Here is a 19,157-nt window from a genome sequence, read left to right on the forward strand (position 1 = left end):
TCTTCCTCCTTTTCATCGAGTAGAATAAACGTATCATACCCTTTTCTTGACCTATCCCGTCGAATTTGAGAAGATTCATACGTTTTGAATGACGTGAAAGGAAGTCATGTATATGAAATTATTAAAATGGATCATCGGACTTACGCTCTTGTTCGGGTTGAGCACACTCGGCAACTGGATCGTTGAGACGTTCTCTTGGAAAGTACCGGGTAGCGTCATCGGTATGGTGCTGCTACTCGTCCTGTTACTGACAAAAGTCATTCGCGTGGAATGGATTGAAGACAGTGCCGGATATTTGACGAAGCATCTCGCCTTCTTCTTCATCCCAATCGCCGTCGGTCTCATGGCATACGGCGCTCTTTTGAAAGCCGCCGGCATTCCCCTTCTTATCACGTTACTCGTCAGCATGGCGGTCGGAATGGTCGTGACGGCGTTTGTTTCCGGGAAAGAAGGTGAGGCATCATGACGTACTTTTGGATCGGATTGACGATTCTCGTGTATTCGTTCAGTCGGAAACTTTCCATAAAGTGGTCCTCCCCGTTCACGAACGTTGTATTTTTGAGCACCACCCTCTTGATTTTAATATTGCTTGTAACGGGACAATCTTATGATGCCTACAAGCCGGCCACCGATATCATCACGATCTTACTCGGTCCGGCGACGGTGGCCCTAGGGTTACCGCTCTATCGCAACTTACCCGTACTACTCGCTCGGGCGAAGCGAGCGTTAGGCGCGATTATCATCGGATCACTCTCCACAATCTTTGTCGCTGTGCTCTTCGGAAAGTTGTTCTCATTCACCGAAAATGTATTGATTGCACTATCGGTCAAGTCTGCTACGTCCCCGATCGCCCTTGAGTTGGCTCGACAGCTAGAAGGGGATGCGACACTTGCGGCCTCGATTGCCGTTGCCTGCGGTATTTTAGGCGCGATGCTCGGACCGGTATTATTGACATGGATTCGTATGGACGACCCGTTCACACGCGGACTCACACTCGGCACGATCAGTCACGGAATCGGGACCGCCCAGGCGGCGACTGAACATCCGTTGTCCGGTGCGACAGGCGGTGCTGCGATGGGATTGACCGCAATCTTCACATCGTTTATCTTGCCCATTTTATATCCGTTTCTCTTTTAGACAGATCGCGTCCATTTGATGGGCGCGACTTTTTTGTTTCGACTTCGAGCGCGCGTGATAAACTAATGAAGATGAAACTTATTAGAGGAGGGCAATCCATGCAAGCAAAATTAATTGAACGCTTAATGACTTACGCAAAGATTGATACACAGTCTGACTTCACGAGTACAACAACACCATCGACGGCCAAACAATGGGATTTGATTCGCCATTTGGAGAAAGAATTAAAAGAACTCGGACTAACAGATGTCGAGACCGACGAATACGGCTATCTCTTCGCTACACTCCCAAGTAACGTCGATTATGACGTCCCGACAATCGGCTTCCTCGCCCACGTCGATACGGCGACTGATTTTACGGGAACGAACGTCTCGCCTCAACTCGTTGAGCACTATGAAGGTGGCGATATCGTCTTGAATGAGTCGCTGAATGTCGTCTTATCACCAAAAGACTTCCCGGAACTAGACGGGTATGTCGGGCATACGCTCATGACAACGGACGGCACGACTCTCCTCGGTGCGGACGATAAGGCCGGTATTGCCGAAATCGTCACAGCCGTTGAATACTTATTGGCTCACCCTGAGATTCCACACGGACCGGTTCGCATCGCTTTCACGCCGGATGAGGAAATCGGACGTGGTCCACATAAATTCGATGTCGCCCGTTTTAACGCGGATTTCGCTTACACGATGGACGGTGGTCCGCTCGGAGAGTTGCAGTATGAGAGCTTTAACGCGGCCGGTGCGACCGTCACCTTCCACGGGACGAACGTACACCCCGGTAGCGCTAAAAACAAGATGGTCAGCTCGATGAAGCTCGCGATGGCGTTCCAGAACCGGTTGCCTGCTGATGAGGCACCGGAACGCACGAGCAACTACGAAGGATTCTTCCATTTGAACGGCTTCAACGGAGATGTGGAGAAGACGACGCTTCAATATATTATCCGCGACCATGACAAACAGAAGTTCGAAGCGCGTAAAGCGTTGATGGAGAAACTTGTCCTCGAATGGAGACAGAAATACGGGGAAGAGCGGATTGAGCTCAAGATGGAAGACCAGTATTACAACATGGCCGAGAAAATCGAACCGGTCAAGCACATCGTCGATACCGTCGCTGACGTCATGCGCGACCTCGGCATCGAACCGAAGATCGAACCGATTCGTGGCGGAACAGACGGATCGCAACTTTCTTATATGGGTCTTCCGACACCGAACATCTTCACAGGTGGCGAAAACTATCATGGGAAGTTCGAATATATTTCTGTAAACAACATGGAAAAAGCGACAACGGTCATTATCGAAACACTTCGCACATTCGCGAAGCGTGCACAAGCATAACATATGCGCCTCCAATCGTTCTCTTTTACACTAGAGACATTGGAGGCGATTTTTGATGAAACATACATTTAGCATGAACCTCGGCTGGAATGGAGGACGAAATGACGTCGGCACCCTCGAGGCCGAGCGATTGAAGACACAGATTTCAATTCCACCAGAAATGGACGGTCCCGGAGTTGGCACCAATCCGGATGAGATGCTACTCGGGGCCGCGGCCACGTGTTATATCATCACCTTCGCGGCCGTACTCGGGCGAAGTGAACTGACTCACCGTGGCATCACGATTGAGGCGGAAGGCATCGTCGATGTGACGAACGGCATCTTCACGTATGAGACGATTCGCTATGCGACAACGATTCAGGTACCGGCAGAGATGACCGACCGAGAGATCACGCTGGTCGAGCGCATCGCAAAAAAAGCGAAAGATCAATGTATGATTTCACGCGCGCTCGCAGGAAATGTGGCGTTCGAACTCGATACGACTGTTGTAAGAGTCGACTGAAGCCATCATGACGACTCATTTTGAACGCACAATGATGTTAGATGGGATACGACACTGCGCGTTTTTCAAAAACGTGATACAATACACGTCGTAAACTAATCAGAAAAACGAGGGATACCATACATGATTACAGTAAATAACGTCAGCCTACAATTTGGCGGTCGCAAGTTGTTCGAAGAAGTGAACATCAAGTTCACGCCAGGCAACTGTTACGGATTGATCGGTGCGAACGGTGCCGGTAAATCGACATTCTTAAAGATTTTATCAGGTGAGCAAGATACGACGACGGGTGATGTCAGCATCACACCGGGCGAGCGCCTCGCCGTCCTCAAACAGGACCACTACGCGTATGAGGATAGCGCGGTTCTCGAGACCGTCATCATGGGTCACGAGCGCCTCTACAACGTCATGAAAGAAAAAGATGCGATCTACCTGAAAGCAGATTTTTCTGATGAAGATGGGATGCGCGCAGCTGAACTTGAAGGCGAATTCGCCGAGTTGAACGGTTGGGAAGCAGAATCGGAAGCTTCAATGGTCCTTCAAGGTCTCGGCATCTCAGAAGCGCTCCACCAAAAACAAATGAGCGAACTCACAGGTGGAGAGAAGGTCAAAGTCCTTCTTGCCCAAGCACTCTTCGGTAAGCCAGATATCCTCCTTTTAGACGAGCCGACCAACGGACTTGACCTAAAGGCGATTCAATGGTTAGAAGAGTTCTTGATCAACTTTGAAAACACGGTCATCGTTGTTTCCCACGACCGTCACTTCTTGAACAAAGTTTGTACGCACATGGCCGACCTCGACTTTGGAAAGATCCAATTGTATGTCGGGAACTACGACTTCTGGTATGAGTCAAGCCAACTTGCTACGCGCATGGCGGCAGACCAGAACAAGAAGAAAGAAGAAAAGATAAAAGAGCTTCAAAACTTTATCGCGCGTTTCAGCTCGAACGCATCGAAAGCGCGTCAAGCGACATCACGTAAGAAGTTGCTCGATAAGATCACACTCGACGACATTCGTCCGTCATCACGTCGTTATCCGTTCGTCGGATTCACGATGGAGCGCGAAATCGGGAACGATGTCTTGTACGTCGACAACGTTTCGAAGACAATCGATGGTGTAAAAGTACTCGACAACGTCACGTTCTCACTCAACAAGACGGACAAAGTCGCATTTGTCGGTCGTTCCGATGTTGCCATCACGACACTCTTTAAAATTCTCATGGGTGAGATGGAACCAGACACAGGATCGGTCAAATGGGGTGTGACGACAACCCAGTCATACTTCCCGAAAGACAACTCGGAATATTTCGAGGGTTCTGAAAAGAGCATCCTCGACTGGTTGCGTCAGTTCTCGCCAGCCGATGAGTCAGATACGTTCCTTCGTGGATTCCTTGGCCGCATGCTCTTCTCAGGCGAAGAAGTCATGAAGAAGGCGTCTGTCCTTTCAGGGGGAGAAAAAGTACGCTGCATGCTCTCGAAAATGATGCTCTCGAACTCAAACGTGCTCGTCCTCGACGATCCGACGAACCACTTGGACCTCGAATCGATCACGGCTCTGAACAACGGTCTCGAGTCATTCAAAGGTGTGCTCCTCTTTAGCTCACATGACCATCAGCTCATCTCGACGATTGCGACACGCATCATCGAAGTGACACCGAATGGCATCGTGGATAAAGAAGCAACGTACGATGAATACTTGGAGAACGAAGCGCTTCAACAACAAGTTGAATCCCTTTACCAAAATGCATAATAAAAAAATCGGCTCAAACGCGAGCCGATTTTTTTATTTAACGTTTACCGTCTCCATCACGTGCTCATGAATGTCATGGCCTTTCGTAACATGGACTTGAACGTTGTATGCGCCCGACTCAGTAAATGTGTGTGCACCTTTATACATCCCCGCATCTGCTTCCTCTAACTTCACCCATTCATGTTTCTCTGCCCCATCTTGAAAGATTTCGAGTTGTACTTCTGCTCCAGAAAGCATCTCATCTTCCATCATGACGTGCACCATGATCGGTTTGTCTTCGCCTGTCGTCGCCTCTTTCAGGTCAAGCGTAATATCCGCGCCATGGTGGTGATGATGGTCACTATCAGCTTTCGCTTCAGACGTTGTTTCCGGATTTCCGACCGTCACCTCCGTCGTAGGCATCGTATGCATAGCACGAGCTGTCACGTGCACTTGGACCGTGTAGACTGCTTCTTCAGAGAACGTCATCTCTGCTTCATACGTCCCATCTTTTATGAGCTTCGCATTGATCATGTCGCTATCTTCCTTCGTATCGTTCTTCCACACTTCGAACTTGATTTCATCCGCATCATCTACAGGTTGACCGTCTTGCGTGACGCGAACAGACAATGGTACCGTCTCTCCCTTTTCTGCCGTTTCCGCAACTGTCAACTCGGCCTCTACCGGTTCCATGGATTGCGGTAAGGCTGCGCTTTCTTCATCTTTTTCAGTACCGCACGCACCGAGTACGAACAATCCAATTAGTCCAAACACGACCCCAAATCGTGTCATCACCTTTTTCATCATAAGTCCTCCTTTTAAATCGCTTACATCTTTCACACTTTCTTCATGATACCACTCTTTTCCAATGATGGTGTGAGCATTCTGTGAGGTTTCACACGGTTCGTTCTCACAAATTTCACACATATATCCGAATCAAAGTTCATTGATTTCATTTCGGATTTTCAGTCCGTTTCAATTAAAAAAGGGTATATAAGTTATAAATCGATTTCTTATTTGGAAAGTCTTAACATCAAGGAAATAACAACATGAATGGAGGCGCATTTAAATGGGACGTAAAGTCATTCGTGGGGCGATGGCACTGTTCATCCTACTGGCGATGATGATTACACAATCCATCTCCGTCAGTGCCGCTGCTTCTAAACTGATTCCGAGCGTGAACACGACGAGTAAAGTCGTCGCATTGACATTCGATGACGGGGCGGATGGTACAAATACCGATCAGATTTTGAACATCTTGGCGACGTATGACGTCAAAGCGACTTTCTTTTTAACAGGTACCGGCACAAATCATCATCGACAATCTATCCGGAACATAGTCGCGAAAGGACATCAGCTCGGTAATCATTCCTATACGCACCCGGATTTCACAAAACTGACTGCCACTCAAATGAAATCCGAACTCGACCGTACCGAATCCTTAGTCAAATCAGTGACCGGAAAAACGACGAAGCCGATTTTTAGAGCCCCGTATGGAGCCGTCAATAACACCGTATTAAACGGCGTCGGGGCTGCCGGATACGGATATACGATTCAATGGAATATCGATACGATTGACTGGAAAGGGTTGACCGCGAGCCAAATCAATACGAAAGTGCAATCCAATATCAAACCCGGTTCAATCGTCTTGATGCATACAGGTGCCGGGGCATCGGGTACACCGCTCGCACTCCCAACGATGATTTCGCAACTGAAGGCGAAGGGCTACAAGTTTGTCACGGTCTCACAATTACTCACCTATCAAAACACGTCGACGAACAAAACATATACCGTGAAGTCAGGTGACACGTTATATAGAATTGCACGGGCATACGGTGTCACCGTGTCAGCGCTCGCCGTCGCTAACAACATCTCAAACGTAAACCTTCTCCGTGTCGGACAAGTGCTCGTCATACCTGGTACGACCGTCACACCTCCTGCGACGACCGTGACCTATACCGTGAAGCCGGGCGACACGCTTTACAGCATTGCGACGATGTACAAGACGACCGTCTCTAAAATCGCAACTGCCAATAAAATCACGAACGTCAGTCTCATTCGCGTCGGACAAGAGCTCGTCATACCTGGCACGACCGTCACACCGCCCCCTGCGACGACCGTGAGCTATACCGTGAAGCCGGGCGACACGCTTTACAGAATCGCACGGACAAACAATGTCACCGTGTCAGCGCTCGCCGCTGCCAACAACATTACGAACGTCAATCTGATCCGAATCGGGCAAGTGCTCACCATCCCAAAATAAACGTCCGATGAATCTTTTTCTCTTTCGGTACCGTATCCTGTACAAACAGGAAAAGAGGGACCGCTATGACTCGAACCGTAATCCGCGTTAGTATCGCTGCACTCATCGGACTTGTTGTCTCTATTGCCACATTCTCGATTTTGATTTGGCTTGGTTATGAACAGGCACTCACATCTGGTGAGCCGATTCAATTGTTGCATCTCGACATTTATCAATTCGAAAATGCGGTCGGGGTCGCCAATCAGAATCAGATGGCCATCCTTGGTGCTGGTTTTATGGGGATTGCCGTCCTCATTGGCGAGATTGGAATACGCCTCAAACGAAAGTAACCGCTGCGCATGCAGCGGTTACTTTTTTAATGGTGGTGTCCTCCACCATGGTCGTGTGAATGAACGATCGGTTGCTGCAATTGATCGATTTGATCTTGTGGTACGTCGCCGACAATCATCCATGCGGACGGCGTATATACTTTTTGCCCCTCATGCACCATGCCGTTCACCTGATAGATTCCTTGATCGAGTTTTACACTCGTCACGAGGTATCCGTCTTTTTCGATCACTTCATACGTACGTGTATCCTCGGTATCATACGGTGTGACTTGAATATGGCTTTCTGTCACGCGCTCGTCATTTGACACCTTCATCGCAAGCGTCGTCGATCCGACCTCCGCACGTTCAGGAACAATGAGTTGGATGCCGATTGGATCAATCGCGCGGTCGACCGGTTGAAGTTGACACGCACCTAACCACATCGTTGCCATGAGGATAGGAAGAACTTGTTTGAATCGCTTCATGCTGCCACCTCTGCTTTCAGCTTCCGTCGACCGATGACCCAGTCGAATACGAGTACGATGAGGATACTGATTCCTGCGAGTGGTAACGTGACACCGAGTAGTAAAATCAAGATCCCAACGATTCGCTTGATGCGTTCGTCTTCGAACCGTCTCATCTGTTCGATCGATCCGATTTTGCGCTTGCGCCACATCACGAACGAACTGATGACAACAAAAATGAGACCTAAACAAAGGGCAACTCCTACTAATTGATTAAGTAAACCGAACAACCGACCTTCGTGGAAGGCAATCCCGACCGTAATCAGTTTACCAAGAACTCCATAGTCCGCGTACGTCACAGAGCTAAGCGTCTCACCGCTATACTGATCCAAGTTGACCGTTGCTTCTTTGAACGGGTGTCCTGCTGCCGAAGTGACGGTATATACCCCGGTCTCACCTTGTGGCAAAGAAATCGTATACGGACGCGCAATCGAAACATCACTCGATACGCGATTTAAATCAATCGGCAATAACGAACTCGGCGAGGATAGTGGGACAATGTCCTCTTGTGTCGCCCAAGGTACGTCTTCTGCCACATCCTTCGTTGTCAATGTCGACTCTGGCTTGGCACCGAACGCATACGCATACATCGGTGCTCCCGTGTTCGTCGATGAGGACACCCATTGTAACATCGCACCTGACACAGATGACCACGCAAGGCCTGAGCTGATGATGATCACAAGACCTAACGATGACCATAGTGCGACGCTACCGTGCATCTGTTTCCACCACTGCCGTCCTTTGCCAAGTTTCGGCACGAGCATCCGAATCGGATTTTTGCCACGTGGCCAGAATAAGAATGTACCGGTGATGAGTAGAATGATGGCCCATGAGGCCGCGAGTTCGACAATCCAGTTACCGATTTGTCCGCCGAGTAGTGTGCCATGAATCACAACTAATAAATCCATACTACTTTCAGCAGTTCGCGTTCCTAAAACTTCTGCTGTTTCCGGATGTACATATGTATACATCATCTCGTCATTATTCATCCACCCGATTCGAGTTGATTCTCCTTCATCTGGCAAACGAATCGATGTGATCATCGCGTCCGGATGCTCTTTCGTGAATGATTCCTTTTGTGCCTCAATCGGTTGTTCTTCAGTAAATGATGCTGTCATCATGTCTTTGTACTGCATCTTCGTCAATTGTGGTTCAAATAAATAAATGCTCCCTGTCACAGCCAGGATGATGAAAATTGGTGCAAATATAAGGCCTGCATAAAAGTGCCAACGCCAAATCGCCTGATACCAAGCGTTGCGTTTATTCGAGCGTTCCCCTTGCATGAAAAATCCCCCTTTGATGTTGTGTCCAACTTGTGAACAAACTAATCATAAAGGAATTGGAAGCGTTTCAAACTATCAATTTGTGACAACTATTCGTCTAATTAACGGAATTATATTGAACTTATGTTCACTGTTTTTTCACATATTTCCGGACCTTCTTCACATACTTTCACACAAATAGAGAGACGCCAACGAATCAGCGTCTCCAATGTATGATCAATTTGTGAATTGTTCTGCTTCTGTCGATCCAGCCAAAGCGGTCGTTGACGATTGACCTCCTGAAATGACGAGCGACACTTCGTCGAAATAACCTGTTCCGACTTCACGTTGATGCCGTGTCGCCGTATAGCCGTGTACTTCAGCCGCAAACTCTGCTTGTTGTAATTCTGAATAAGCTGCCATGCCACGATCTCTGTATCCGCGTGCGAGCTCGAACATCCCGAAATTGAGCGCGTGGAAACCAGCGAGTGTGACGAATTGAAACTTGTATCCCATCGCGCCGATCTCTTGTTGGAACGTCGCAATCTCTTCGTCTGACAGTTTCTTCTTCCAGTTAAACGATGGTGAACAGTTGTAAGCGAGAAGTTTACCCGGATATTTCGCATGAATTGCTTCGGCGAACTGGCGCGCCTCCGCCAAATCTGGTTCAGACGTCTCACACCAGACGAGGTCCGCATACGGTGCATAGGCGAGACCACGAGCGATGGCTTGCTCAATGCCAGCCTCTGTGCGATAAAACCCTTCCGGTGTACGCTCCCCGATAATGAACGGATGATCGACTGGATCAATGTCACTCGTGATCAAGTTCGCCGCGTGTGCGTCAGTCCGTGCGACGATGATTGTCGGGACACCCATAACGTCTGCCGCGAGACGGGCCGAAATCAAGTTTTTCACAGCCGTCTGTGTCGGGAGCAATACCTTCCCGCCAAGATGACCACACTTCTTCTCAGAAGAGAGTTGATCTTCGAGATGAACACCAGCAGCCCCGGCTTCGATCATCGCCTTCGTCAATTCAAATACGTTGAGCACTCCACCGAATCCTGCTTCCATGTCAGCGACAATCGGTGCGTACCAATGGGTGTCGCCCTTTCCTTCCGCTGTTTGGATTTGATCGGCACGCTGGAGTGCTTGATTGATCCGTTTGACGACGTTCGGTACAGAGTTGGCCGGATATAGACTTTGGTCCGGATACATGTGACCCGACAGGTTTGCGTCTGCTGCTACTTGCCAACCGCTCAAATAGATCGCTTCAAGTCCGGCCTTCACTTGTTGGATGGCCTGGTTTCCGGTCAACGCACCAAGCGCATGTACATAGTCACGCTCGTGCATCAATTGCCACAACCGTTCCGCTCCCTTTGTCGCAAGCGTGTGCTCAATGACGATGGAACCTCTTAATTTCATGACCTCTTCCACAGAGTACGGACGCTCCACCCCTTCGAATCGCTCCGACTTCCAACTGTTCTCCAACTGTTCTCGTTGTTTCATCATGTATACCCTCCTGTATTATATTAATTTTAATAAATTTAATTTGTTATATAACAGTTGATGCAAATGAAATACTTCAATCGAGATATGCACAACACTCTAATGCTGCTTTAAACGTTGAATGCTCCATCCCACAGCAACGGCAGATGTTCGCCTCATCCCGATCCTCGGGTTTACGGAACACAACGACTTCATCGATTGGTTCTTTTGTGATTTGGAGCGAGCCATCTGTCCGATCTAAGACGAGCCGCATCAAATCGTTCCCATACACGAAAGCTGTGTTTGCAAGTGAAGCTGTTGATTCTCCGGCAACGATCCGACGGACGACCCAACGTTCGATCAACTGTTCGCTTTCCATTTTTTTTGTAGTCATGATGAGGTTCCTCCTTCAAGGTTTAACTCTACAGTTTGTCGCTTCATAAATTCACGGCGGCGGCGATGTAAAATCGGTTCTGTATATCCGTTCGGTTGATCCAGTCCTTGGAACACGAGTTCATGCGCGGCTTGGTAGGCGACCGATTGCTCCACATTCGGTGTCATCGCACGATAATGCGGATCTGACTCGTTCTGTTCGTCGACGACCTGTGCCATCCGATAAAGGGTGGCCTCGACTTGTTCCACAGAGCAGATGCCATGATACAACCAGTTGGCAACATGTTGGCTTGAAATACGGAGTGTCGCCCTGTCTTCCATCAGACCAACATCGTGGATATCCGGTACTTTTGAGCAACCTACGCCTTGCTCAACCCAACGAACGACATATCCGAGCAACCCTTGCAAGTTGTTTTCGAGCTCTTCTTTGATTTCTTCTTGCGAATAGATACGTGTTGCGAGCGGGATATCGAGGAGTCGTTGTCGTTCATTCTCAAAAGGTTGTTGAATCAATGATTGCTGGACGTCGAACGCATCGAGTTGATGATAATGCATCGCATGAAGTGTTGCTGCTGTCGGAGAAGGGACCCATGCCGTCGTCGCTCCAGAGCTTACGTGCGCGATCTTCTCATGCATCATGTCCCGCATTCGGTCGGGCATCGCCCACATTCCCTTTCCGATTTGTGCCTGATGATGGAAACCTGTCTCGAGACCAGTCGAAACATTCAATCGTTCATACGCGCTGAGCCAAGGTGACGTCTTCATTTCCCCTTTGCGCCGCATCGGTCCGAGTGTCATCGAGGAATGAATCTCGTCTCCCGTACGATCAAGGAAGCCTGTATTGATAAACACGACACGATCCTTCACTTGCGCGATACAATTTTTTAAGTTGAGCGACGTGCGCCTCTCTTCATCCATTACCCCGACTTTCAACGTATGACGAGGAAGGTCCAACGCATCTTCTACCGCGTTAAACAACTCATTTGTGAAAGCCACTTCTTCGGAACCATGCATTTTCGGTTTCACGATATAGATGGACCCTTCTCTTGAGTTGAGACGACGATGTAGGTGGCGACTCGCGATCAATGAAGTGAAGATGGCATCAACGATCCCCTCTGGTACCTCACGACCTTCTGCATCAAGCATCAAGTCGGTCGTCATCAAATGACCGACGTTCCGAATAAATAAGAGTGCTCGTCCAGGTAATACGATTTCTACACCATCTTTCCCAATGACTCGCTTGTCTTCATTCAAACGTCGTGCGAGCTGCTTCCCGTTCTTTTGGAACGAGGCTTCGAGCGTCCCGTTCATCAATCCGAGCCAGTTTCGGTACAAGTGGACCTTGTCTTCCGCACAAACAGCTGCGACCGAGTCCTCACAATCCACGATTGCGGATAGCGCTGATTCAAGCTCGATGTCCATCAGTCCAGCCGGATCGGTTTTTCCAATCGGATGCTCGTGGTCGAATTGAAGTTCGACGTGCAATGCGTGATGCCGAAGGATCAATGTGTCTAACTGGTCCTGCTCCCCGGTATATCCTACGAACGAATCGTGAGCAAACGCCTGCTCCTTTTCCCCGATTTCGGCATAGGCAACATGATCGTGGACGAAGTATCGTGTCACGTCTTGATGCGAGCCCATTTCGAGCGGGAACGTGTCATCTAGAAACCGTTTAGCCAATCGAATGACTTCACTCCCTCGAACTGGGTTGTATCCCCGCCCTTTCTCCATCCCGTTCTCTTCTTCAATCATATCGGTCCCGTAAAGGGCGTCATAAAGACTCCCCCATCTGGCATTCGCCGCATTGAGTGCATATCTGGCGTTATCGAGCGGAACGACGAGTTGCGGACCGGCTTGATGGGCGATTTCATGGTCGACACCGGATACGTTGATGCCGAATTCTTCGACGAATGGTTCGATATAACCGATTGAGGTCAGAAAGGTTTCGTATTCGACGAGGTCGACTTCATCGTGTCTGCTGTACCAATCCTGTAATAACTGCTCAAACTTCATACGCTTATCCAAGAGTATCTGATTCGATGGAATGAAACGCTCTAGAATGGATTCGACCCCTTCCCAAAATCCGTTGATTTCATGAGATTCCAACACACTTTCATTTACAAATTCGAACAGTTTCTCGTGAACTTGATACATGTTGAGTCGTTTGTAACGTTCCAAGCGCTCACATCCTCCCTTATTAATTGTTATATATCAGTTGAATATAATATAGACTATTATATAACAGTTTGACAACCCATTTTTAAAACTTTTTATTTGAAATTGATTACGAATCGGTTTACTATACATTGTGTGACATATCAATGATTGATTCGTCAATGAATCAAGGAGGTGACGTGAGTGCGAGATTCTTGCTCGCTTCGCGATCAAATTCTTTATCACATCATTACCGTACAAAAAGAGATGGGCCAGTTGTTCGACTCCGAAATGGGCGGTCTCAGCTTGACCCGCTATGATGTTTTAAGCAATTTATATCACGTTGGCCCATTGCGACAGCGTGAACTTCAACAGCGAGTCGATGTCGACCATGCGGCCATCACCCGACACTTGAAACAGTTAGAGACACAGGGACTGATCACACGTAGACGATGTGAGAAGGATAACCGTGTCATCTATGTCGAGTTGACAGACCTTGGTCGTCACCAAATTGCACGTTGGACTGAGCAAAAACAGTGCTTAACGGACCGACTTTTTGTAAATATGAAGGTAGAGGACCAACAACAGTTATTAGCATCACTCAAGGTGTTACAAGATACTATCGACTACGAAAGGAAGACTACAATATGAACACTGCTACACATAAAGACTTTATGGAGATTGTAAAAGGACGCCGCTCGATTCGCGTATATGATGAGAACGTCAAAATCTCAAAAGAAGAGATGACACAAATTCTTGAAGAAGCGACGACAGCCCCTTCATCCCTTAACCTCCAGCCATGGCGTTTTGTCGTCATCGATAGCGCTGAAGGAAAAGAAACACTTCTCCCCCTCGCGAGCTTCAACAAGCGGCAAGTGGAAACGTCTTCTGCTGTCATCGCCGTATTTGCTGACTATCAAATGGCGGATTACACGGAAGAGATTTTCGACACGGCGGTAGAGCGCGGCATGATGCCGACTGAAGTCCGTGATCGTCAAGTCGACATGATCAAAGGCATCTTCAAGGATGCACCGAAAGAAATGATTAAAGACAGTATCCTACTCGATTCAGGTCTCGTCTCGATGCAACTCATGCTCGTCGCACGGGCACATGGTTATGACACAAACCCAATCGGTGGATACGACAAAGCGAACATCGCTGAAGCGTTCGGTCTCGACAAAGAGCGTTACCTTCCAGTCATGCTTCTCTCAATCGGAAAAGCAGCAGAAGAAGGTTACCCATCTGTCCGCTTCCCAGTCGACCGCATCACAGACTGGAAATAATTCAAAAGGTTCAATCGCTGAGGCGATTGAACCTTTTTTCATCCGATATATTTGACGACTTCGTTAAAGTCACGACGTGTTTTTGGTGCGAAATCGCGCGACCGATACCCGAAAGCGACCATGACCGAAAGCGACCATTCGCCTCGCTCCATGACACCTTCTGAGATGAGCAGCTCATCAATTTCCTCTTGATTGAACCCTTCAATCGGGCATGAATCAATCTCGATTTGTGCGGCAGCCGTCATCATGTTTCCGAGCGGAATATATGTCTGACGCTTGATCCATTCCTGGAAGACGCGTTCATCGTCTAAAAGACGGTAGTCGTTCTCCTGGAACTCTTGGACCCGTTTCACGCGTTGCGCGTATTCTTCTTCCGTCCGCCCTTGCACGCCTGTCACGATATGACGAATATAGTCCGCATCGTAACGCATGGCTTTCGGTGTTCTTGCGAGAATCAATATGAAATGGCTCGCGGTCAAAGCCTGCCCTTGCGCTCCCCATGCGTGATCTTTAATTTTTTGGAGCAAATCTTCCCGACGCACGACAACGAATTGCCATGGCTCGAATCCGAACGAACTCGGCGAAAGACGTCCCGTCTCTAAGATGAACTCCATGTCCTCTTCTTTGATTTTACGATCCGCATCGAACTCTTTCGTCGCTTGACGCCAACGATACGCTTCTAGAATGTCTTTCTTTTTCATCGTACTCACTCCTCCATTACCAAGATGACTCCATCATATCAAACCGATAAATCAAAAATCGCTCATGAAGATTTTTGAGTGGGAGTCGAACGGTCTGTACATACTGAAACGGCGTCTCATCGTTCAAATAGTGAAGATACGCATCTGCCGGATAATATAAAATGACGTCGACCGGACGGGGGGCCGTTTCAACAGATTCGATGATGTTGGCAATCACTCGGCGGAAGACGTTCACCGAGAACGGATTAAAGAAATAGAACCGATTCGCATCCGGTGGGATCGTGATCTCTTCCGCAAGCCCATGTACCAATTGAACACTTCCCCGAGTCCGATGTTTCTTCGTATAACTCATTAAATTTTGAAGCGCCTCTTCATGAAACCCGCCGTCCATCTCGACACCGATCGCCCGCACGCGAAACGTATACGCCAAATAGAACGGCAGACGCCCCTTGCCCGAACCAAAATCAACGATGGTATCCGTCGACTCTAACGGATACGCATCCCGAAGCAAATCGAGTGCCTCGTAAGGAGTCGGTTCATAACGATGATATTCTACCGAGGACGGAAATCCTTGCTGTGGTTTGACCGTTTGGATGTGTAGGAGTTGCTCATATTGCTGTTCGTTCATAAGTTTGTCCTTTCCCAATCAATAGTCTCTTCTAGTATATCGTTAGTTTCATTGTTCATTCTTCTTACAACGAATTTTATAAGATTGAGCGTGATTCATTTACTTTAGCGTGGTAACGTGAAATGATAATGATGCGAACTCTTTAAAGTGAGGTGACAGTGTGTCTACCACAGAGCACGAACAAGCGACATCTATTTTGCATCACCTCTTTACCGCCTCTTCCTTTGTCGGAATCGACTTCGGTTCCGGTCCGAATCATCATCTCCTCTATTTCAGTCGCCAAGGACTGGAATCTTGGATCTCTATCGAGGGACCGTGGCATGTCCACGCGACGCAAAGTACGTTTGACGAAGGTGAACAACTCGAACAGCTCATGCGCTTAAGACGAGAGCGCATCCATCACGTACGCCTCGGTGACGAACACCCTCATCTCGAACTGGAATTTGAATCCGGTTCGCTTTTATTCATTAATGGATACCAAGATCAATTTGAATGCTGGCAAGCGGGAGATGCAAGACCGCTCGGTGGAGACGCCTATCTCTTGGTCGCGATGCCACAAGGAGAACTCGCTGTATTTGCCGAAGGAGAAGACGAATGAGCACATGGATGGAGATTGTCTTGTATATGTTGATTGCCGGAGGTGTTAGTCTCGCGATCATCTTATTGCGAAAGATTACGAAAGCATGAAAAAAACGGCCGAGGCCGTTTTTTAGTCGAACAAAATCCGCTGCATCCGCTCCGGCGCTTGTAAATAGTCACGCATGACCCGTACGTGCTCGAGGTCGTCAAACGCTGTCGGGGAAAGTCCCGTCTCCACTTGTAAGATCATCGCACCCGGATACGACATCAAGATTGGTGAATGACTCGCAATAATAAACTGACTCCCCGATTGGACGAGTTCATGCATGCGCGCGAGCATCGTCAGTTGCCGCATCGGTGACAATGCGGCCTCGGGCTCATCCAAAATATAGAGGCCATCGCCACGGAATCGATGCAACATGAGGGAGAGGAACGCTTCCCCGTGCGACTGCTCATGAAGGGAACGCCCGCCATAAGACTCATAAAACCGTTCAGGATCAAGCCCCGACTTTGCCATTTCATCCACATAACTCGATAACTGATACGCTGTCTCGGCACGTAAGAAAAAGCCATCTTTCGGTCGATACGGTCCTCGAATCGGACGCAGCGCCTCATATAACGAACTATGCGTCGACTCCGTTTCAAATTGAAAAGACGGTGCCCCACCTTCCGGATTGAACCCGGCCGCGACGGCCATCCCTTCAATCAAAGTCGATTTTCCACTCCCGTTCTCTCCGACGAGAAACGTGACAGGATGATGAAACGTCAGTTCATCGAGTGTCTGAAAAATGGGTAACGAGTACGGATAGCCCGTCGAATGGATGCGGTCCCTCTCTAACCGTACCCCTCGTAAAAATAAAGTCATGTCCATTCGATCCAAAATGTCGCCCCCTTATCTGAATCTACCCCGTAAGAAAGTCCTTGTGCCTCAAGAAGTAATTTTGTGATAGCGAGACCTAGACCATGTCCGTTTGAACGATCTCCCTTTACATACATATCCCATATCGAATGCTGGATGGCAGGGTCGATCCCTTTCCCTTCATCTATCACTTCTAATCGATTGGATGTCAGTCTAATAGTGATGCGTCCCTCACGAGGACTTGCTTCATACGCATTTCTCAAGAAGTTCGAGAGAACCCGCTCCATCGCCAGTCGATCGGCTTGAATCGTTACAGGTTCCAATTGTAGGTCGAGTGTCACATCTTTTTGTCGGAACCATTCGGACATGCGTGATGTCAATCGACGAATCAAGTCATCCAGTTGAAGCGACTCCATTTCAAGCGGAATCGTAGCGGACGACAACTTTGAATATTCGAGCATCTGATTGACGAGTCGGTCAATCCGATCCACTTCTTCGGTAATACTTTTTCCGGTCGCCTCAATTTCTGTGTCATTTACGACGCCAAGTTCTAACATTTCCGCCTCATTCCGGACGATGGCGAGCGGTGTACGCACATCATGCGTCACTCCAGAGATGAATGATTTTTGAAGCGCTTCTTTTTGTTCAAGTGAAGCATTCATTTGTCCGATGGTGACGGTCAAATCTCCAATCTCGTCATCCGTGACGTTCGGTAGACGAATATCATGGCGTCCCTCCATAATCGATGCGGTCGCTTGTTTCAATTCGACAAGCGGATGTGTGAGTCGACGACTCATCCAAAATGTGACACCGATGGCAACCATCAGTGCCAAAATAAACCCACCTGCTAAAATGAGATAGATTTGTTGGAACTGTGGATTTGAAAATGGCACAGGACTGTATGTCACGATCTGGATGTCGCCTTCTTCTTGTAAATACGTCAAGAAACGGGTTCCGTTCACACTCACTTCGTCTTGAACCGCTAAGTCATCTGGATTGAGGGTAATTGGTATCATACGTTGCATCCGTCCACCACGTTCTAGTTCGATACGTTGCCCGTCTTGAAACAGGATCACGTCAAGTTGACGAGGAATCCCACGTCCTTCTTGAAGGGCTTCATACACGATTGTCGCCTCGCGCTCCAACTGTGTATACGTTTCATTCTCCGCGAAACGTCCGATCAACAGTGACGTGAGGCCGAATGTTAAAAATGCCATCACAGCGAGGGGCAAGATAGCCGTCCACAACAACTTCTTCATCAAGCGATTCATGATCGTTCCTCTAATCGATAGCCCACTCGATGAACGGTCTTCAGTTGTTCTTTAAGTGTAGGGGATTTATCACGCAATTGTTTAATATGCGTGTCGACCGTACGTGTATCTCCGACGAATGCGTAGTCCCATACGTCGTCGAGCAAACGGTTCCGGTCTAGCGCCTCCCCGACGTGCTTCCATAGATACAGCAACAACTCATATTCCTTATTCGTCAAACGGAGGGGTTTACCGTGTTCTTGTACCATTCTCGACTTGATGTTAATCGTGAGTGCTCCGAACTCAATCATATCCGTCTGTTTGACGAGACGTTTCAGACGAATCTCCAACTCTTTTAAAACGATCGGTTTGACCAAATAATCGTCCGCGCCGAGCTCTAATCCGAATACGCGATCATCCGCCTCACCACGTGCTGTCGTCAGAATGATGGCAGGCGATGACTGTTGCGCCTTTAATGTTGGAATCAACGTCCAACCTTCTCCGTCGGGGAGACGTACGTCTAATAAAACGGCATCAAAGCGCTGATGTAACTGTCGCTTTGCCTCACCGAGAGACATGGCCACGGTCACATCAAATCCGGCATACGTTAAAAAACGGGACATCCCCTCCGCCAGTTTCTGTTCATCTTCCACAACGAGTATGTTCATCTCCAAATCGCCTCCACATCCATTATATCGTACACATGGAACGTCCCACCGTTTCCCAAAGACAATTTGCAGAAACCTTGCAACTCTCTCACAACT

21 protein-coding genes are annotated in these 19,157 nt (G+C 48.4%); 10 read left to right on the forward strand and 11 right to left on the reverse strand.

Annotated elements, in window-relative coordinates; translation table 11 throughout:
• Positions 1-112 precede the first annotated feature (112 nt).
• The 5 genes from KNP00_RS08750 to KNP00_RS08770 all read left to right on the forward strand — a co-directional run bounded on the left by KNP00_RS08750 (position 113) and on the right by KNP00_RS08770 (position 4,725).
• On the forward strand, positions 113-466 hold the full coding sequence (locus tag KNP00_RS08750) for a CidA/LrgA family protein (RefSeq protein WP_215144248.1): 354 nt from the start codon (positions 113-115) through the stop codon (positions 464-466).
• Positions 463-1,137, forward strand: a complete 675-nt coding sequence (locus KNP00_RS08755) for an LrgB family protein (RefSeq protein WP_215144250.1) — start codon at positions 463-465, stop codon at positions 1,135-1,137. Before KNP00_RS08750 ends, KNP00_RS08755 begins: the two co-directional genes overlap by 4 nt.
• A 98-nt stretch (positions 1,138-1,235) precedes the next feature.
• On the forward strand, positions 1,236-2,474 hold the full coding sequence (gene pepT / locus KNP00_RS08760; RefSeq protein ID WP_215144252.1) for a peptidase T: 1,239 nt from the start codon (positions 1,236-1,238) through the stop codon (positions 2,472-2,474).
• Between the two features lie 52 nt (positions 2,475-2,526).
• Positions 2,527-2,976, forward strand: coding sequence for an SACOL1771 family peroxiredoxin (locus KNP00_RS08765; RefSeq protein ID WP_420828315.1), 450 nt, complete (start codon positions 2,527-2,529; stop codon positions 2,974-2,976).
• A gap of 123 nt (positions 2,977-3,099) precedes the next feature.
• On the forward strand, positions 3,100-4,725 hold the full coding sequence (locus tag KNP00_RS08770) for an ABC-F family ATP-binding cassette domain-containing protein (RefSeq protein ID WP_215144262.1): 1,626 nt from the start codon (positions 3,100-3,102) through the stop codon (positions 4,723-4,725).
• Between the two features lie 33 nt (positions 4,726-4,758).
• Here the strand turns inward: KNP00_RS08770 and KNP00_RS08775 are convergent, their stop codons facing one another.
• The gene (locus KNP00_RS08775; protein WP_215144264.1) at positions 4,759-5,508 is read right to left on the reverse strand and encodes a FixH family protein; all 750 of its coding nucleotides are present in this window, start codon (positions 5,506-5,508) and stop codon (positions 4,759-4,761) included.
• A 265-nt stretch (positions 5,509-5,773) separates the two neighbouring features.
• On the opposite strand from KNP00_RS08775, the gene KNP00_RS08780 reads away from it, so the two are divergent.
• Together KNP00_RS08780 and KNP00_RS08785 are read left to right on the forward strand one after the other, a co-directional pair.
• Positions 5,774-6,967, forward strand: coding sequence for a LysM peptidoglycan-binding domain-containing protein (locus KNP00_RS08780; RefSeq protein ID WP_215144266.1), 1,194 nt, complete (start codon positions 5,774-5,776; stop codon positions 6,965-6,967).
• Between the two features lie 65 nt (positions 6,968-7,032).
• Positions 7,033-7,296: an LlsX family protein gene (locus tag KNP00_RS08785; protein WP_215144268.1), complete on the forward strand. Its 264-nt coding sequence runs from the start codon at positions 7,033-7,035 to the stop codon at positions 7,294-7,296.
• A gap of 26 nt (positions 7,297-7,322) precedes the next feature.
• Here KNP00_RS08785 and KNP00_RS08790 read toward each other — a convergent pair whose 3' ends face one another.
• The 5 genes from KNP00_RS08790 to KNP00_RS08810 form a co-directional block, all read right to left on the reverse strand.
• Complete coding sequence (locus KNP00_RS08790; protein ID WP_215144270.1) at positions 7,323-7,760, reverse strand: hypothetical protein; 438 nt, start codon at positions 7,758-7,760, stop codon at positions 7,323-7,325.
• Positions 7,757-9,082 (reverse strand): PepSY-associated TM helix domain-containing protein, encoded by a 1,326-nt coding sequence (locus KNP00_RS08795; protein ID WP_215144277.1) that lies wholly within the window; start codon positions 9,080-9,082, stop codon positions 7,757-7,759. Before KNP00_RS08795 ends, KNP00_RS08790 begins: the two co-directional genes overlap by 4 nt.
• Before the next feature lie 216 nt (positions 9,083-9,298).
• Positions 9,299-10,570 carry an isocitrate lyase gene (gene aceA, locus KNP00_RS08800; protein ID WP_215144279.1) on the reverse strand — a complete coding sequence of 424 codons (1,272 nt, stop codon included), beginning with the start codon at positions 10,568-10,570 and terminating at the stop codon, positions 9,299-9,301.
• A 73-nt stretch (positions 10,571-10,643) separates the two neighbouring features.
• Positions 10,644-10,940, reverse strand: coding sequence for a hypothetical protein (locus KNP00_RS08805; protein WP_215144281.1), 297 nt, complete (start codon positions 10,938-10,940; stop codon positions 10,644-10,646).
• On the reverse strand, positions 10,937-13,117 hold the full coding sequence (locus tag KNP00_RS08810) for a malate synthase G (RefSeq protein WP_420828316.1): 2,181 nt from the start codon (positions 13,115-13,117) through the stop codon (positions 10,937-10,939). The genes KNP00_RS08805 and KNP00_RS08810 overlap by 4 nt, the downstream gene beginning before the upstream one ends.
• A 180-nt stretch (positions 13,118-13,297) precedes the next feature.
• Between KNP00_RS08810 and KNP00_RS08815 the strand changes: the two genes are divergently transcribed.
• Positions 13,298-13,744, forward strand: a complete 447-nt coding sequence (locus KNP00_RS08815) for a MarR family winged helix-turn-helix transcriptional regulator (protein ID WP_215144283.1) — start codon at positions 13,298-13,300, stop codon at positions 13,742-13,744.
• Positions 13,741-14,376, forward strand: a complete 636-nt coding sequence (locus KNP00_RS08820) for a nitroreductase family protein (RefSeq protein WP_215144285.1) — start codon at positions 13,741-13,743, stop codon at positions 14,374-14,376. The genes KNP00_RS08815 and KNP00_RS08820 overlap by 4 nt, the downstream gene beginning before the upstream one ends.
• 38 nt (positions 14,377-14,414) lie before the next feature.
• Here KNP00_RS08820 and KNP00_RS08825 read toward each other — a convergent pair whose 3' ends face one another.
• Complete coding sequence (locus KNP00_RS08825; protein WP_215144287.1) at positions 14,415-15,077, reverse strand: NAD(P)H-dependent oxidoreductase; 663 nt, start codon at positions 15,075-15,077, stop codon at positions 14,415-14,417.
• 16 nt (positions 15,078-15,093) lie between these two features.
• The gene (locus KNP00_RS08830) at positions 15,094-15,705 is read right to left on the reverse strand and encodes a class I SAM-dependent methyltransferase (RefSeq protein WP_215144373.1); all 612 of its coding nucleotides are present in this window, start codon (positions 15,703-15,705) and stop codon (positions 15,094-15,096) included.
• Between the two features lie 160 nt (positions 15,706-15,865).
• On the opposite strand from KNP00_RS08830, the gene KNP00_RS08835 reads away from it, so the two are divergent.
• Positions 15,866-16,303 (forward strand): hypothetical protein, encoded by a 438-nt coding sequence (locus KNP00_RS08835; protein ID WP_215144290.1) that lies wholly within the window; start codon positions 15,866-15,868, stop codon positions 16,301-16,303.
• Between the two features lie 111 nt (positions 16,304-16,414).
• Here the strand turns inward: KNP00_RS08835 and KNP00_RS08840 are convergent, their stop codons facing one another.
• The 3 genes from KNP00_RS08840 to KNP00_RS08850 are packed head-to-tail and all read right to left on the reverse strand — an operon-like array spanning position 16,415 to position 19,061.
• Positions 16,415-17,155 carry an AAA family ATPase gene (locus KNP00_RS08840; RefSeq protein ID WP_215144375.1) on the reverse strand — a complete coding sequence of 247 codons (741 nt, stop codon included), beginning with the start codon at positions 17,153-17,155 and terminating at the stop codon, positions 16,415-16,417.
• The gene (locus KNP00_RS08845; protein WP_215144292.1) at positions 17,146-18,414 is read right to left on the reverse strand and encodes a HAMP domain-containing sensor histidine kinase; all 1,269 of its coding nucleotides are present in this window, start codon (positions 18,412-18,414) and stop codon (positions 17,146-17,148) included. Before KNP00_RS08845 ends, KNP00_RS08840 begins: the two co-directional genes overlap by 10 nt.
• Complete coding sequence (locus KNP00_RS08850; protein WP_215144294.1) at positions 18,411-19,061, reverse strand: response regulator transcription factor; 651 nt, start codon at positions 19,059-19,061, stop codon at positions 18,411-18,413. The genes KNP00_RS08845 and KNP00_RS08850 overlap by 4 nt, the downstream gene beginning before the upstream one ends.
• Positions 19,062-19,157 lie beyond the last annotated feature (96 nt).

Origin of the sequence: Exiguobacterium qingdaonense, assembly GCF_018617855.1 — a bacterium.
In the GTDB taxonomy this organism is placed as follows: Bacteria; Bacillota; Bacilli; order Exiguobacteriales; family Exiguobacteriaceae; genus Exiguobacterium; species Exiguobacterium qingdaonense.

Coding starts and splice junctions, on each gene's coding strand:
- aceA (WP_215144279.1), bottom strand. CDS start 10,570: ATGATGAAACAACGAGAACAGTTGGAGAACAGTTGGAAGTCGGAGCGA.
- KNP00_RS08830 (WP_215144373.1), bottom strand. CDS start 15,705: ATGAACGAACAGCAATATGAGCAACTCCTACACATCCAAACGGTCAAA.
- KNP00_RS08845 (WP_215144292.1), bottom strand. CDS start 18,414: ATGAATCGCTTGATGAAGAAGTTGTTGTGGACGGCTATCTTGCCCCTC.
- KNP00_RS08805 (WP_215144281.1), bottom strand. CDS start 10,940: ATGACTACAAAAAAAATGGAAAGCGAACAGTTGATCGAACGTTGGGTC.
- KNP00_RS08770 (WP_215144262.1), top strand. CDS start 3,100: ATGATTACAGTAAATAACGTCAGCCTACAATTTGGCGGTCGCAAGTTG.
- KNP00_RS08780 (WP_215144266.1), top strand. CDS start 5,774: ATGGGACGTAAAGTCATTCGTGGGGCGATGGCACTGTTCATCCTACTG.
- KNP00_RS08820 (WP_215144285.1), top strand. CDS start 13,741: ATGAACACTGCTACACATAAAGACTTTATGGAGATTGTAAAAGGACGC.
- pepT (WP_215144252.1), top strand. CDS start 1,236: ATGCAAGCAAAATTAATTGAACGCTTAATGACTTACGCAAAGATTGAT.
- KNP00_RS08785 (WP_215144268.1), top strand. CDS start 7,033: ATGACTCGAACCGTAATCCGCGTTAGTATCGCTGCACTCATCGGACTT.
- KNP00_RS08825 (WP_215144287.1), bottom strand. CDS start 15,077: ATGAAAAAGAAAGACATTCTAGAAGCGTATCGTTGGCGTCAAGCGACG.
- KNP00_RS08840 (WP_215144375.1), bottom strand. CDS start 17,155: ATGGACATGACTTTATTTTTACGAGGGGTACGGTTAGAGAGGGACCGC.
- KNP00_RS08775 (WP_215144264.1), bottom strand. CDS start 5,508: ATGAAAAAGGTGATGACACGATTTGGGGTCGTGTTTGGACTAATTGGA.
- KNP00_RS08750 (WP_215144248.1), top strand. CDS start 113: ATGAAATTATTAAAATGGATCATCGGACTTACGCTCTTGTTCGGGTTG.
- KNP00_RS08755 (WP_215144250.1), top strand. CDS start 463: ATGACGTACTTTTGGATCGGATTGACGATTCTCGTGTATTCGTTCAGT.
- KNP00_RS08795 (WP_215144277.1), bottom strand. CDS start 9,082: ATGCAAGGGGAACGCTCGAATAAACGCAACGCTTGGTATCAGGCGATT.
- KNP00_RS08850 (WP_215144294.1), bottom strand. CDS start 19,061: ATGAACATACTCGTTGTGGAAGATGAACAGAAACTGGCGGAGGGGATG.
- KNP00_RS08790 (WP_215144270.1), bottom strand. CDS start 7,760: ATGAAGCGATTCAAACAAGTTCTTCCTATCCTCATGGCAACGATGTGG.